Source organism: Chelativorans sp. J32 (assembly GCF_000518985.1).
GTDB lineage: Bacteria > Pseudomonadota > Alphaproteobacteria > Rhizobiales > Rhizobiaceae > Chelativorans.
Genome location: NZ_JAEQ01000019.1, coordinates 1 through 13,301, shown reverse-complemented (window position 1 = coordinate 13,301; position 13,301 = coordinate 1). Strand labels below are relative to the sequence as shown.

The following is a 13,301-nucleotide window of genomic DNA, read 5'->3' as shown; positions in this document are numbered from 1 at the left end:
ATCACCCCATATATGCGTTGAGATGGCCGAAACGCCGGGGACCGTAGATGTCGATATCGAGCGGCGTTCGCCCGCTATCGATGAGCTCGGCAATCTGCGCGGCATAAGTGAGGCCGAGGGTGAAGGCCGATCCGCCGGTCGCAACGAAAAAGCCCGGAGCCTCGGGCACCTCGCCCAACAGTGGCAATTGGTCGGCCGTGATGCCGACGATACCGGTCCAGCTGCGAAGGAGCGTGCGCCGTGCGACCGCGGGCACCACGTCCAGCGCAACCGCCATATTTCCATAGATCGATTCCATCCGCGGATACGCGGCGCGCGTGGTCACCAAACCATTTCTGTCCCGCTCGAAGCGTGAGGGCCAACCGCCGCCAATCAAAAGATTGCCTTCACGCATCTGCTTCAACGACAACCGCCGCCCCACATGCTGGATCAGAAGCGGAATGAAAGGCGGCGCCGCATCGGTGGCGTTCATGGTCAATGCCACCGGAAACACCGGCAGATGAACGCCGGCCAAAGCTGCAAGTTCGCGTGCCCAGGCCCCTGCGGCGTTCAGGATCGTGCTAGCGTACTCCCTGCGGACCGAACCGTCGGAATTCTCGGTTTCGATACGCCAGCATCCCTCCTCGCGGCGAAGACCGGTGACGGTCGTCCAGGTGCGGATGGCGGTGCCCTGCCGGGCCGCGCCGCGCGCCAGCGCCGCCGTTATCAGCCGTGGATTTCCGTGCCCTTCGACCGCGCAATAGGTCGCAGCCAGGACGGAGTTGCTGAGATAAGGGGCGAGCGAGCGCAACTCCTCACCGTCTATGATGCGAGTCGGCAGACCGCCCTGGGTCTCGAGCTTCAGTTTGCGTTCGAGAGTAGCGACCTGCTGGGGCGTTTCAGCAACCATGAGCCCGCCATGTTGCACCACGTCGAGATCGGTTTCTCCGAGCTCGGCAGTGATGCCGCGCCACCTCTCGATCGCATCGAGGATCAAGGGCAATATGGTCGCCGCCTGCCGCGTCATGGCTTCGCCGTGGGAGACGAGGCGTTGTTCGATCTGGAAATGCAGGCTGCCTGCATTCTGGCCGGAGGCTTGGCCGTTAAGCTCCCTCCTTTCGAGGAGAAGGACGCGCGCCCCGCGCTTTGAGAGATAGTAGGCGCTGGCAGCGCCTACCAAGCCTCCCCCAACTACAGCGACGTCCCAGTCCGCTTTGCTCAAACCAGCTTGCGCCCCAATGCGCCGAGGACACCGCGGATCTTCTCTTCATCCGCGGAGGAGAGATCGAGCAGCGGCGGCCGCACATAGCCGCCGGGCAGCCCCTGTACATTGAGGGCCGCCTTGAACACGGATTGCGGCGAGCCGAAGCGTGCGGAATAATCGGAGTTGAACCAGTTGGTCATGATGGCACGATCCTGCGCGCCGCAGCGACGCGCGGAATCCAGGTCACCACGCCAAATCGCGTTGTAGAAATCCGGCTGGGCGCTGCCGAGAACGCCGCCTGCGCCCATGGTCCCGTCGCCGCCCTCGTTATGCACCAGGGTAAGGCCCAGTTCGTCCATCGTGAAGCCGAAGACCCGGACATGGTCGCGCAGAGCGAAAAAGACGTTCAGGAAATGTCCGATATTGCCGGTCGAATGCTTGATCGCAACGACCTTGTCCAGCTCAGCCAGACGCGAGAGCAACTGCACCGACATGTCTATCCCTGTGCCGCGCGGCCAATTGTAGACGCAAATCGGAAGCTTGATCGCGTCGCTCACGGTTTTGTAGTAAGCGAACGTCTCGTCTTCGGTCGGAACCACATAGGGGGGAGGCGTCAGCAAGATGCCGTCAAACCCCGCGCCATGGGCAATACCGGCAAGCTCGATCGCCTCGGCTGCGGTATAGGCGTTGCAGCCCGCCAGAAGCGTCGTCTTGCCGCCGAGCTGGGCCCCTGCCATTTTCATCTGCTCGGCGCGCTCGGCGCGCGTCATGCTGAACCACTCTCCGGTCGTTCCAGCTATGACCAGCCCATGCATGCGCTCGCCATGCAGCCATTCCAGAAGAGTAGAAAACGCAGCGACGTCGAAAGCACCATCTTCTTTGAAAGGCGTTGTGATTGCCGGAATGTATCCCTTCCAGTCGACCGTGTTTCTATCCATTCCGATATGCCTCTTCCTATTGGAATGCCTTGTCGTAATCGAAAGCATTCCATTTGCAGGAGGCTGACGTTCGATCAATATCAACGGTTAAGCGGTTTGGTTGCGGTTTAGACAACACTGGATCGCATATCCGCAGGACGCACCGGTGGGCCCGGCGCGTCTTGTTGCAGCACGATTTGACCACCGTTGCGAATGGATCACCATCCCGCGCTGGCTCAGACGTCCAGCAAGGTTCTCGTAAGGGGGTGCTTCGGATCGATCAGCCCATCGACGACATCGAAATGGTGCTTGTTGGGATCTTCAAAGCTTGCGGTCTCCGCCCCAAGCCCTGCCCAAATATTGGCAAGCAAGGCATTCTGGCGCCGGAATTCAGCCCGCTCGTTTCCCCCGACCCAGCAGAACAGGCGGGTACCTGGGCGCGGCTCCAGCAGGACAGGGCTTTCGGTTTGCGCTTCCTCATGATCGATCGAAAGCGTGTCGTTCAACGCGGTACGGCGAAGCGGGCGGAGATCATGCACGCCGGAAACAGACACCACATTTGAAATTCGCCGGGCGACATCGTCCGGCAGAGGCGTCGTATGGGATATCATCCGAGAGACGAGATGGCCGCCAGCGGAGTGTCCTACAAGGTGAATGGGCCCCTGTTCTCTTCCGGCTATGGCGGTGATTGCCGCACCGATCTGGCGCACGATCTGCGAGATCCGCACCTCGGGGCACAGAACATAGCCCGGCACGGCGACGGCGTAGCCATTCTGCACGCACCCTTCCGCCAGATGCGACCAGTAGGAATTGTCCAGGCTCATCCAATATCCGCCATGAACGAAAACGACCAGACCGCGGGCGGTGGAGCGTGGCCTGAAAAGATCGTACCGCATGCGTTGGTGGTCACCATAGGCCACGCCGAACTCGGCCCGACCCTCTGCCGCCATCCGATCGCGGTAGGCGGCGGCGGGCTGCACCCAAGCCTCCGGCCAGCGGGAACCCCCGGCGATGTGCGTGGCATTGGAATAGGCGTCCGACCAGTCAGAAACCGAGTAATAGATCATCGCATCTTCCTTGCATTCGTCACTGAATCAGAATTTCCGCACGCCAAGGCGGAGAGAGGCAATTCAGGAAGCATGTCAGGTACGCGCAAATCCGAAAAGAAGCTTCGCGCTCTACCCTTCGACATGCAGCTTGGCCCCCCCCCTCGCCATGTCCGGCCCGGGACATCCTCCGCACCCCCGCGCACCCCTAGACAGACCTGCCGGGTGAAGCGGCGGCCCTACCTACTCCGCGCTATCGCTGTTTTGAACAACTTTATGCGCGCTCGCCGCGCAGATCTTCCTCGATTCGCGAAACATTCTGCATCATGCGGGCATTTCCGAATGCCAGGCAGTGGAACAAAACCTCGTTGAACATGATCTCCAGCGCGCGCGTCATGACGGCGTCCGCGCCGAAAAGATTGATCCCCGGCGGTGTGATGATCGGAATATCGGCGATTTCCTCGAGCGATGATTTCGAAACGCCGATCACGGCTGCGAGCGTGGCCCCTCGCGCCTTGGCGATACGGGCGGCGTGCAATGTCTGGCGTGTGCGGCCGGAATAGGAGACCGCGATGGCAAGGTCACCGGGCTCCATGAGCGAGGCTCCGGCGATCTGGTTGTGGTGATCCTCCGAGAAGCTGATGCGGATGCCGAGGCGCATTAATCTCTGATGCAGGTCCAGCGCCACCACCGCAGAACCGCCCGCACCGAAAACCTGAATGGATTTGGCATCCTTGATCGCGTTGACCAGCCGGTCAAGCTCACTGGAATGGGACAGAAGATCGGCGAATCTAAGCGCCCGCACCGACGCCGTATGGAAGACCTTATAGGCAATCTCCGCAAAACTGTCTGACTGAGCGATCGCATCCGAGGCCGTTCCTGAGGCCACCGGAGCCTGCATTCCTCGGCTTTCGATAAGCAAAGCCCTGCGCAGTTCCTTCAGACCCCGATAGCCGAGCCTTTTGCACAGCCGGTCGACCGTCGACCGGCTCGTCCGAGCCCTCTCGGCAATTCCCATCGAAGTGAGCCCGGCGACCTCATATTCGGCAATGCTCAAGAGCAGTTCGATCACCCTCTTTTCCGCTGCGGAAAAGGTCATTCGCGAGACACGATGCAGAAGAGAGCCGTTGTCAGGCATGTGCTTTGTTGCGCCCGGTATGATGCGTTTTGTCTCATGTTAAACATAAAAAACCTCTTTGCGAAACAGAAAATCTCATCTACGCATTTGCAGCCTAATCGAGGCTGAAAGCAGCCCGTCATCGAATAAGGAGGAAAGCTAATGGGTTTCACGAAGAAGCGGACTGCCGTCGCGGCATTGTCGGCAGCGACCATGCTGGCGAGCGTTTGTGCGTCCTTCGCTGTCGAACTGACGTTCTGGCACCACACATATCCGCCGGCCCGCGAATTCATCGAGAAGAAGGCCGCGGAGTTCACCGCGAAGAATCCCGACATCACGATCAAGCTGCACGATGACCCGCATGGCGATTACGAAGTGAAGCTGCTCGCCGCGATCGCGGCTGGCAATCCGCCAGACATCGTCAACGTGCTCGATTATCTCTTCCCGCAATATGCCAGCCGCGGAATCCTTGCCGAGGTCGACAACGCCGCTTTCGGCGTGAACTCCAAGGAAGAGCTGGAAGCGCTCTACCAGCCGCAGGCCCTTTCCGGCCTCACCATCGACGGGAAGGTCTATGGTGTTCCGGAAGAGTTCAACACGCTTGCCCTGTTCATCAATAAGGAACACCTGAAGGAGATCGGGCTCGACGCCGAGGACGAGGCGAACTGGCCGAAGACCTGGAACGATCTCTTCGACCTCGCCGCCAAGCTGACGAAGGAAGATGGCTCGCGCATCGGCTTCAACTGGGTCTGGAATCTCGATCCTTACTGGTATGCGCAGCAGTACTGGCCGGTCCTGCAGCAATATGGCTGCGAAGTGGTGGATAGCGAGGGCAAGGCAGCCATCAATTCCGACGCTTGCGTGAAAGCTTTCTCGGAAACCTGGAAGGTGCTCATCGACAAGAATATCGGCGGCCCCAACATGGCCACCGTCAACCCGGTCAATGCGCTCCAGGATTTCAGCGAAGGCCGCCAATCGATGGCTATTGCCGGTATTTGGGCCCCGCCGCTCTTCTCCGACGAGGTGAAGGAGCAATATGTGGTCGCCCCGCTGCCGCAGCTCGACCCCGAGAACCCGAAGACGCTGCTCAACTCCTACGCTCTGGCGGTAACGGCCGCATCCGAGAACAAGAAGGAAGCGTTCGAGTTCCTGAACTTCCTGACCTCCGATAGCGACGGCTACCTGGCCGCGACCGGCTATGTGACGGGGCGCAAGGGATGGGCGGATACCGAAGCCGCCAAGAACACGCGCGGCTCCGACATTTTTGCGGAAGGCCAGAAGCACGGCTCCTTCGTGTGGCGTTCGGCGACCTGGACCCAGGAAGGCAATGCGATCAAGGCTGCCATCGAGCAGTTTGCGCAGGGCGTTCCCGTCAAGGACGCGCTCGACCAGGCCGCGCAGGAAATCGACAGCGTCCGTCAGCGCTGAGGCTCGCATCATGAAGATCGGGAAGCGCGGATTTGGTGAACGGCACATTCCGATCTGGGGAGCGCTTTTTGCGCTCCCCGCGCTCCTTTACATCGTGCTGTTCCAGCTCTACCCGATCCTCTTTTCCTTCTACATCAGCTTGCACGACTACGATCTCCTGTCGGATCCGGTCTATGTCGGCTTCAAGCATTTCGCGGCCCTGCCATACGACCGCGCCTTCATCAACTCGCTCTGGATCACCATCGCCTATGTCGTCTACACGGTGGTGCCGGTGCTTGGACTGTCCTTCCTGCTTGCATGGGCATTGACCCAGGTGCGCAAGTCGCGCGGGCTCTGGCGAACCCTGCTTTTCATCCCATCCGTCATGCCGATCGTGTCGGTAGCCCTCGTCTGGAAGCTGATCTTCAACTTCAATGGGCCGCTGAACGATGCGGTGACGCTCGCCGGCGGGCAGGCCGTGCCGTGGCTGAACAACAGCACTTATGCGCCGATCGCCATTGTCATCATGAGCTGGTGGCACGCGGTGAGCTATTACATGATCATCTTTCTCGCCGGCTTCCTGTCCATTCCAAGGGACTATTACGAAGCAGCGGCTCTCGACGGCGCACGGGGCTTTCAGGTCCTGCGCTACATCACCCTGCCGGCGATGAAACCCACCATCGCGCTCGCAGTGGTTCTTGCCACCGTGAACGGTCTCAAAACCTTTGCCTTCCAGCAGATCGTCACCGACGGCGGTCCTGCAAATGCCACGCAGATCATGACGCTTCTGATCTACAAGACCTCGTTCAGCTATCTCGATATGGGCCGCGCCAGCGCCTATTCCGTCGTCCTGTTCGGCGGCATCCTGGCGATAAGCCTCCTGCAGATTTGGTTCCTGAGGGATCGCAATGGCTAGCAGCAGCTTCCAGCGCTTCGCGGCCTTTGCCATTCTCGGGCTGGCCGTCCTGCTCACGCTCTATCCTGTCGCCTGGATGCTCTCGGCCTCGTTCAAGACGAGCCAGGAGATCTTCACCACACCCCTTCTCTCGGTGGGAGCGGCGGGGCTGTCGAACTACACATCGGCCTTCGCCGAGCGCCCGTTCTTCCTCTATCTCCTGAACTCGGTCCTGGCATCCGCCGTCTCGGTCGTGCTGACGGTGCTTTTGAGCGCGCTTGGCGCATACAGTTTCGCCAAGTTCCGGTACCGCCTGGCGCCGGTTTTCTGGATCGTGGTGCTCATCTCCGTCATGATCCCTCTGGAGGCGATCGTCATCCCGCTGTTCCTGCAGGTGCACGCGTTCGGCTGGACGAACACCTATGCCGGCCTGATCCTGCCTACGGCCTTCAATGTGGTCGGCATCTTCATCTTCCGCCAGACGATGATCTCGATACCCGACGCCTATATCGAGGCTGCCCGCATCGACGGGGCAGGCGAACTGCGCATCCTGTTCTCGATCATCATGCCGATGATCCTGCCCACGATCGTCGTCGTCTCGGTACTCACATTCAATCTGACCTGGAACAGCTATCTCTGGCCGCTGATCGTCACGTCGGACGATACGCTCCGCACCCTGCCGCTCGGCATGGCCGCCTTCCAGGCAGGCTTCAACACCCAATACGGGCAGGTCATGGCCGTCTCCGTCTTCGGCGCCCTGCCCACCGCCATCTTCTTTCTGAGCCTTCAACGCTACTTCGTCGAAGGCGCGATCGCGACAGGTGTCAAATGAGATACGCTGTCGATCTCGGCGGAACGCATATACGCATCGCGGCAGCCGAAAGCGGGTGCAACTGGCTGCACCAGCACCGCGCCCGCCACGAAGGGCGGATGACACCGGAGGAATTCATCGAGATCCTGGCCGGCCTCACCCGTCAGTGGTCCGGGGGGGCGGCTGAAGCGATCGGTGTTTCCGTTGCCGCCGTCGTGGATGAAAACGGGAAACTTTTCGGGGCGGAAAATCTTGGCTGGAAGGACGTTCCGCTGCGGCGCCTGCTCGAGGAAGCGTTTTCCTGCCCGGCCGTCGTCGAAACCGACGTGTTCTGCGGCGCCGTCTTCGAGGCGCAGGAAGGCGCCGCCAAAGAGGCTGGCTCCGCCCTTTATATTGCGATCGGCACTGGCGTTGGACACGCCTTTATCCTGAATGGGCAGGTATGGCGCGGCAGCCAGCGCGGCGCCAACGCTTTCGGTCACCTTGTGACCGATCCGCAGGGCAGCCGCTGCTACTGCGGTAATCGGGGCTGCATGTGCACCATCGCCTCCGGTCTTGCCCAGGCTGGGACTGCGCCAAGCGACGCCCCGCTCGAAGCGCTGGGCCTCGCCATCGGCAACGCGATAACCCTCATCGAGCCCGAACGCATCATTCTTGCCGGCGGCGCCCTGAACCAGCCCTGGTTCGACCTCGCCGCCCTCGCGGAGCTTCTGCCGCGCTTTTCCTACCCAGCAGCGAGACAGCCGCAGTTGGTCCGCAGCAGCGCCGCGGACCCCAATCTTTGCGGCGCTCTTTTTCTATCGATGGAGAAATCATGATCAGAGAAAGCGCAACTTACTGGATCAACAAGGCCTATCGCGAGGGCTGGGCCGTCGGCATGTTCAACGCCCACCATCTCGAAGCGGTCCAGGCGATCGCCACGGCCGCCGACAAGGCGCGTGCGCCGGTCATGCTCAGCACCACGATGGGCGGGATCAAGCATGTCGGGCTCGACTATTTCGTGGCGATGGCCGAAGTGGCGCGTCGTCGGACATCGGTGCCGCTGATCCTCCACCTCGATCACGGAGCCAATTACGAGACCGTGCGCATGTGCATCGAGGCGGGGTTCGATTCCGTCATGATCGATGCTTCGAGCGCCTCCTATGACGAAAATGTCGAGCTCGTGCGCAAGGTTGTCGCGCTTGCGCGCCGCCACGGCGTGGGAGTCGAGGCCCAGATCGGCGAAACGCTGGCGGAAGAAGGAGAAGAGGTGATCGAGCGCAAGACGACGGTGGACGAAGCCGTTGCCTTCGTAAAGGACACAGGCGTCGATTACCTGGCCGTCTCCATCGGCAACACACCGGGCGTCCTCGGCGACGGCGCCCCTATCGATGTTCCGCTGGTGAAGGAACTCTCGTCCGCACTCAACATCCCTCTCGTTCTTCACGGCGGCACCAGCGTTCCCGCCGACACGGTTTCCGCCGTGGTTCAGTCGGGCATCGCCAAGATCAATATCGACGCGGCCGTGAAGGGCGGATTCCGCGAGGCGCTGATCAACGCCTATAGCGTCGAGGATCCGATCGTCGACACCCGCCAGCCGATGGCGGAAGCGCGGGTGCTTGCCGAGCAGGCGGTCGCGCGCCGCATCCATATGTTCGGCGCGAACGGCCGGGCGGATTGAGGGACCATGCCGCCTGTAAGCGCTTGCAACATCGTGCTGCTCGTCGGCCTTCCGGGCGTGGGAAAGACCACGCTCGCCAAAGCGCTGACGACGCGTCTTGATGGGGAGATCCTCAGCCGCGATCTCATCCGGGATGCGATCTTTCCGGAAAAGTATCTGGATTATTCCACGGAGCAGAACCAAGTGGCGACCGATACGCTGCTCCGAGTTCTTGATTACCTGTTGCGGCGCCACAAAGCGCCGTGCCTCATCATCGATGGAAAGCCTTTCTCCCGATCCCATGAGGTTCACAGTGTTCTGGAGCTTGCCGGCCGCTATGGCGCATCGGTGCATGTGGTGCATTGCGACGCGCCGCTCGAAACGATCCGCCAGCGGCTGACGGCGGATCTGTCCGACGGAGCAAATATGCGGGCGCAGCGTACGCCGCAGAAAGCGGAGAGGATCTACGAGGAGTTCGAGCCTCTCGATGTACCTCATCTCAAGGTCGACATGACGCTGCCTCTGGACGGCGTCGTAGCTTCCGTCGCCGATTATGTCGCCCGGAGGGCAGCGGAAGCTCCGGATCCGCGATGATGCTGTGAAAAGCCGGAGGCTTGTAGCCTCCGGCATGTCAGGCCTCCTAAAGATTGCGTCGGTTAGGGACCAGCTTCAGCCAAGGCACCAAATGGAATGCGCTCATGAGTAGGTACATGAAGGGCATCCCGTTCAGGGGTGACGCCCCCGCCTGGGATAGGCAAAGCGGGTTTGACCCGTCAGATCCTGCCGACAGCGCCATGATTGCAAAGATTGGCGCCGCAGCAAGGCTCAGCCAATGTGCCGCGGGCCGCGAAATGCGGCTAACGAAGCCGGCGAGCCTTCGAGGCTGAGCCCGCGCGTCATCCGTGTGATCGGGGCGCATTGACCTCAGTCCCGGCCATATTCATCATGGCGCCGTAGCCATACGCCGGTTTCATTCCGGCCCTTCGGTGCGCGGTCGAGCCACTGATATACGCTCCAAAGACCATCCACGCCACGCGAATAGGTGGAATAGGTGTGGTAGACGACGCCATCCTCGAGGGCAAACGAGCTGACGCCTGGCCGCTCGCGTGCAAAGGTGGCCGGATCCGTCCCGGTCATCGCCGCGAACTTGGCCGGTCCATCTGGTGTCGTGCGTGACGCGATCGTCTCTTCCGAAACCTGACCGCCCTCAACATTCAGAGGCGGCTCGCGCCGGTAATTGTAGTCAATCCCCTGCTCATTTTGCTGCTCCTTCGTGAAGGAGGCCTGGAAGTCAAAATTGAAGTCGCTCCCGACCGAGGAGGCCCATGGGAAGGTCCAGCCCATCCGCTCCTTGAAGGCCTGCAGCTTCTGCAGCCGTGCGCGCGAGACGGCGGAAAAGGCGACGTCGTGATTTTCCAGGTGAACGCGGATGCCATTAAACCCGTCTGCGATCGAAGAGCAGGACGGGCATCCCGCCGTGTAATCGATACCGAACATGAAGTGATAGACGAGGAGTTGCGAACGTCCGCGGAAGAGATCCGGCAATGTTGCGCTCCCTTCGTCGGTGTCGAAGCGGTAATCCTTGTCCACCTTGACCCAGGGCAGTTCCTGCCGCCGCTTGGCCAGTTCGTCGCTGCGGCGGGTCAGCTCCTTCTCGGCCTCCAACAGGTCGAGCCTTGCCGCAAGCCATTGTTCACGCGTTCCAATTATATGCGTCGTCATCTCGTTCATTCCTTGTCTTGGCTATCGTCATGCGTGAGATAGGTTAGGCCTCTGGCGGAAAGGCCGGGAGTTACAAGTGTGACGGGATTCCGATGGACTCATTGATCACGGCGGCAGCACGCGCGCTCGCCGGAGGCGATCCCCTCGGCGCACTCAACCGCGTGGCCTTGCGCGACGATCCCCCGGCACTCGCGCTTCGCGGCATCGCGATGGCCCAACTCGGTGATCTCGCCCGCGCGAAGGCCCTGTTGAAAGAGGCCGCGCGCGCCTTTGGACCGAAGGAAGCGGCGGCACGCGCGCGCTGCATCGTCGCCGAAGCGGAGATCGCGCTCGTTTCGCGCGATCTCGCATGGCCTACGAAGTTGCTCAGAGAAGCCAGGGCCACGCTGGAAAGACATGGCGACCAGCTCAATTCTTCTTATGCGCAGTATCTAGAAGTGCGGCGCCTCCTCCTGATCGGCCGCCTCGACGAGGCGGAGCGTGGGCTCGCCGAGATGGATTCGTCTCCGTTTCCCCCGGCGTCGCGGGCGGCATACGAACTTGTCGTCGCAGGCATTGCCATGCGCCGCCTCCGGTCACAGCCTGCCCGCGCAGCGCTGGCAAGGGCGGAGCGTGCGGCAATCCACGCTGCGATACCCGCGCTAACCGCGGAGGTCGAAAGCGTTTCTCTCGTGATGGAGAAGCCTGCGGCGCGTCTTTTCGAACATGGGCACGAACGCCCTGTCCTGCTCGAAGAAGTTGAGGCTTTGCTGGCATCGCAAACCCTCATCATAGATGCATGCCGTTTTGCTGTGCGCCACGCGGGCACCACCATTTCGCTCGCGAGACGCCCGGTCCTGTTCGTCCTTGCGCGTGCGCTGGCTGAAGCATGGCCCGGGGATGTTTCGAGGGCTACACTTCTTGCACGTGCTTTCCGGGCAAGGCATGCCGACGAATCGCATCGGGCGCGACTGCGTGTCGAGATCGGACGGCTCCGGGCCGAAATTGAGGCGGTTGCTGGAGTAAACGCGACGCCTGACGGATTTCAACTTTTGCCGCGGGGCGCGAGGGAGGTGGCCGTCCTGGCGCAGCCGGTAGAGGAAGAGCACGCAGCGGTGCTTGCCCTGCTGGCGGACGGCGAGGCCTGGTCCAGCTCTGCCCTGGCTGTTGCGCTCGGAACCAGCCAGAGAACCGTGCAGCGGGCGCTCGAGCAACTCGCCGCGCAGGGAAAGGTGCAGTCTTTCGGCCGCGCGCGGGCGCGCCGGTGGATGACCCCGCCGGTCCCAGGATTCCCGACAACCTTGTTACTCCCTGCCGCGCTGCCTGGTGGCTAATATGACCGTGGCAGAACCAGAACCCGCACGGAGTGAAGTCATGAACCGACAAGAAGCGGAAATCCTTAGCGAATACGGCCCATTTCCTGGCGTCGACAACGTGCACGGCCTCACCTATGACGGCCGCAATGTCTGGTTCGCCTCGGGAGACAAGATCAATGCGCTCGATCCTGAGAGCGGGAAGATATTGCGCTCGATCGATGTTCCTGCACATGCGGGAACGGCGTTTGACGGTCGGCACCTGTTCCAGATCTCGGAGGATCGCATCCAGAAGATCGATTGGGAAACCGGCGATGTGCTTGCCACCATACCGACACCGAGCGGCGGGGCCTCCGGCCTTGCCTGGGCTGAAGGAACGCTTTGGGTCGGGCAGTACCGGGACCGCAAGATCCATCAGGTCGATCCCGAAACGGGAGCCGTTCTCCGCACCATCGAATCCAATCGATTTGTGACCGGCGTCACCTGGGTCCATGATCAACTCTGGCACGGCACGTGGGAAGGCGACGAGAGCGAGTTGCGACGCATCGACCCGCAAACGGGAATGGTTCTGGAAAGAATTCATATGCCCGCCGGAGCGGGCATATCAGGGCTGGAATCCGATGGCGGCGATCTCTTTTTCTGCGGCGGAGGCAACAGCGGCAAAGTGAGAGCCGTCCGGCGGCCAAGTAAGGCAACCGGCTCGACCCAGCGGTGAACGGCGATCGGCACGGACCGGCTTTCTACGGTCCGTGCCTCTGTGCTCATTATCGGATTCTCGGCAGCTCTTCCCACTGGTGGAAAGGCGGCGGAGAGGAAAGCTGCCACTCGAGGGTGGTTGCGCCTTCGCCCCACGGATTGGCGCCAGCGACGCGCTTCTTCGCGAAGGCTTCGATCACGCCATAGAGGAACACCAGCACGCCNANGGCNGNNAGNTANGANCCNTAAGANGANACCATGTTCCAGCCGGCGAAGGCGTCCGGATAGTCGATATAGCGCCGCGGCATGCCGGAAAGGCCCAGGAAGTGCTGCGGGAAGAAGATCAGGTTCACGCCGATGAACGTGATCCAGAAGTGCAGCTTCGCNACGAAGGAGTTGTACATGTAGCCCGTCATCTTCGGGAACCAGTAGTACCAGGCGGCGAAGATGGCGAACACCGCACCCATGGACAGCACGTAGTGGAAGTGCGCCACGACGTAATAGGTGTCGTGCATCGCCCGGTCGAGGCCGGCATTGGCGAGCTGCACACCCGTGACGCCGCCGACGGTGAACAGG

The 13,301-nt window shown here is 61.4% G+C and carries 14 protein-coding genes; 8 read left to right on the top strand and 6 right to left on the bottom strand.

Annotated elements, in window-relative coordinates:
- Window position 1: 1 nt before the first annotated feature.
- From CHEJ32_RS0119575 to CHEJ32_RS0119560, 4 genes are all read right to left on the bottom strand, one after another.
- Window positions 2–1,201 (bottom strand): FAD-binding oxidoreductase, encoded by a 1,200-nt coding sequence (locus CHEJ32_RS0119575; RefSeq protein WP_028035309.1) that lies wholly within the window; start codon window positions 1,199–1,201, stop codon window positions 2–4.
- Window positions 1,198–2,121, bottom strand: coding sequence for a dihydrodipicolinate synthase family protein (locus CHEJ32_RS0119570; protein WP_028035308.1), 924 nt, complete (start codon window positions 2,119–2,121; stop codon window positions 1,198–1,200). The genes CHEJ32_RS0119575 and CHEJ32_RS0119570 overlap by 4 nt, the downstream gene beginning before the upstream one ends.
- Window positions 2,122–2,336: 215 nt before the next feature.
- Window positions 2,337–3,167, bottom strand: a complete 831-nt coding sequence (locus CHEJ32_RS0119565) for an alpha/beta hydrolase (RefSeq protein ID WP_028035307.1) — start codon at window positions 3,165–3,167, stop codon at window positions 2,337–2,339.
- Between the two features lie 253 nt (window positions 3,168–3,420).
- Window positions 3,421–4,245, bottom strand: a complete 825-nt coding sequence (locus CHEJ32_RS0119560; RefSeq protein ID WP_256375695.1) for a MurR/RpiR family transcriptional regulator — start codon at window positions 4,243–4,245, stop codon at window positions 3,421–3,423.
- A 180-nt stretch (window positions 4,246–4,425) separates the two neighbouring features.
- Between CHEJ32_RS0119560 and CHEJ32_RS0119555 the strand changes: the two genes are divergently transcribed.
- Genes CHEJ32_RS0119555 through CHEJ32_RS0119530 form a run of 6 tightly spaced genes read left to right on the top strand, consistent with a single transcriptional unit; the run spans window position 4,426 to window position 9,609 of the window.
- Window positions 4,426–5,691, top strand: coding sequence for a sugar ABC transporter substrate-binding protein (locus CHEJ32_RS0119555; protein ID WP_028035305.1), 1,266 nt, complete (start codon window positions 4,426–4,428; stop codon window positions 5,689–5,691).
- 10 nt (window positions 5,692–5,701) lie between these two features.
- A complete protein-coding gene (locus tag CHEJ32_RS25365) occupies window positions 5,702–6,586 on the top strand; it encodes a carbohydrate ABC transporter permease (RefSeq protein WP_034658810.1) in 885 nt (294 codons plus the stop codon).
- Window positions 6,579–7,397, top strand: coding sequence for a carbohydrate ABC transporter permease (locus tag CHEJ32_RS0119545; RefSeq protein ID WP_028035304.1), 819 nt, complete (start codon window positions 6,579–6,581; stop codon window positions 7,395–7,397). Before CHEJ32_RS25365 ends, CHEJ32_RS0119545 begins: the two co-directional genes overlap by 8 nt.
- On the top strand, window positions 7,394–8,194 hold the full coding sequence (locus tag CHEJ32_RS0119540) for an ROK family protein (RefSeq protein WP_028035303.1): 801 nt from the start codon (window positions 7,394–7,396) through the stop codon (window positions 8,192–8,194). Before CHEJ32_RS0119545 ends, CHEJ32_RS0119540 begins: the two co-directional genes overlap by 4 nt.
- Entirely contained in the window at window positions 8,191–9,036 is an 846-nt protein-coding gene (locus CHEJ32_RS0119535; protein WP_034658809.1) for a class II fructose-bisphosphate aldolase, read from the top strand. The genes CHEJ32_RS0119540 and CHEJ32_RS0119535 overlap by 4 nt, the downstream gene beginning before the upstream one ends.
- A gap of 6 nt (window positions 9,037–9,042) precedes the next feature.
- Entirely contained in the window at window positions 9,043–9,609 is a 567-nt protein-coding gene (locus CHEJ32_RS0119530) for an ATP-binding protein (protein WP_028035301.1), read from the top strand.
- Window positions 9,610–9,939: 330 nt separating this feature from the next.
- Here CHEJ32_RS0119530 and CHEJ32_RS0119520 read toward each other — a convergent pair whose 3' ends face one another.
- Complete coding sequence (locus CHEJ32_RS0119520; RefSeq protein WP_028035299.1) at window positions 9,940–10,737, bottom strand: thioredoxin family protein; 798 nt, start codon at window positions 10,735–10,737, stop codon at window positions 9,940–9,942.
- 92 nt (window positions 10,738–10,829) lie between these two features.
- Between CHEJ32_RS0119520 and CHEJ32_RS0119515 the strand changes: the two genes are divergently transcribed.
- Both CHEJ32_RS0119515 and CHEJ32_RS0119510 read left to right on the top strand, forming a co-directional pair.
- The gene (locus tag CHEJ32_RS0119515; RefSeq protein WP_028035298.1) at window positions 10,830–12,050 is read left to right on the top strand and encodes a hypothetical protein; all 1,221 of its coding nucleotides are present in this window, start codon (window positions 10,830–10,832) and stop codon (window positions 12,048–12,050) included.
- Window positions 12,051–12,090: 40 nt separating this feature from the next.
- On the top strand, window positions 12,091–12,744 hold the full coding sequence (locus tag CHEJ32_RS0119510) for a PQQ-binding-like beta-propeller repeat protein (RefSeq protein ID WP_028035297.1): 654 nt from the start codon (window positions 12,091–12,093) through the stop codon (window positions 12,742–12,744).
- Between the two features lie 49 nt (window positions 12,745–12,793).
- On the opposite strand, the gene CHEJ32_RS25360 is transcribed toward CHEJ32_RS0119510, so the two are convergent.
- Window positions 12,794–13,301 (bottom strand): cbb3-type cytochrome c oxidase subunit I (locus CHEJ32_RS25360; RefSeq protein WP_034658807.1); only part of this gene is annotated, 508 nt, incomplete at its 5' end.

Coding starts and splice junctions, on each gene's coding strand:
- CHEJ32_RS0119570 (WP_028035308.1), bottom strand. CDS start 2,121: ATGGATAGAAACACGGTCGACTGGAAGGGATACATTCCGGCAATCACA.
- CHEJ32_RS0119565 (WP_028035307.1), bottom strand. CDS start 3,167: ATGATCTATTACTCGGTTTCTGACTGGTCGGACGCCTATTCCAATGCC.
- CHEJ32_RS0119560 (WP_256375695.1), bottom strand. CDS start 4,245: ATGACCTTTTCCGCAGCGGAAAAGAGGGTGATCGAACTGCTCTTGAGC.
- CHEJ32_RS0119555 (WP_028035305.1), top strand. CDS start 4,426: ATGGGTTTCACGAAGAAGCGGACTGCCGTCGCGGCATTGTCGGCAGCG.
- CHEJ32_RS25365 (WP_034658810.1), top strand. CDS start 5,702: ATGAAGATCGGGAAGCGCGGATTTGGTGAACGGCACATTCCGATCTGG.
- CHEJ32_RS0119545 (WP_028035304.1), top strand. CDS start 6,579: ATGGCTAGCAGCAGCTTCCAGCGCTTCGCGGCCTTTGCCATTCTCGGG.
- CHEJ32_RS0119540 (WP_028035303.1), top strand. CDS start 7,394: ATGAGATACGCTGTCGATCTCGGCGGAACGCATATACGCATCGCGGCA.
- CHEJ32_RS0119535 (WP_034658809.1), top strand. CDS start 8,191: ATGATCAGAGAAAGCGCAACTTACTGGATCAACAAGGCCTATCGCGAG.
- CHEJ32_RS0119530 (WP_028035301.1), top strand. CDS start 9,043: ATGCCGCCTGTAAGCGCTTGCAACATCGTGCTGCTCGTCGGCCTTCCG.
- CHEJ32_RS0119520 (WP_028035299.1), bottom strand. CDS start 10,737: ATGACGACGCATATAATTGGAACGCGTGAACAATGGCTTGCGGCAAGG.
- CHEJ32_RS0119515 (WP_028035298.1), top strand. CDS start 10,830: ATGGACTCATTGATCACGGCGGCAGCACGCGCGCTCGCCGGAGGCGAT.
- CHEJ32_RS0119510 (WP_028035297.1), top strand. CDS start 12,091: ATGAACCGACAAGAAGCGGAAATCCTTAGCGAATACGGCCCATTTCCT.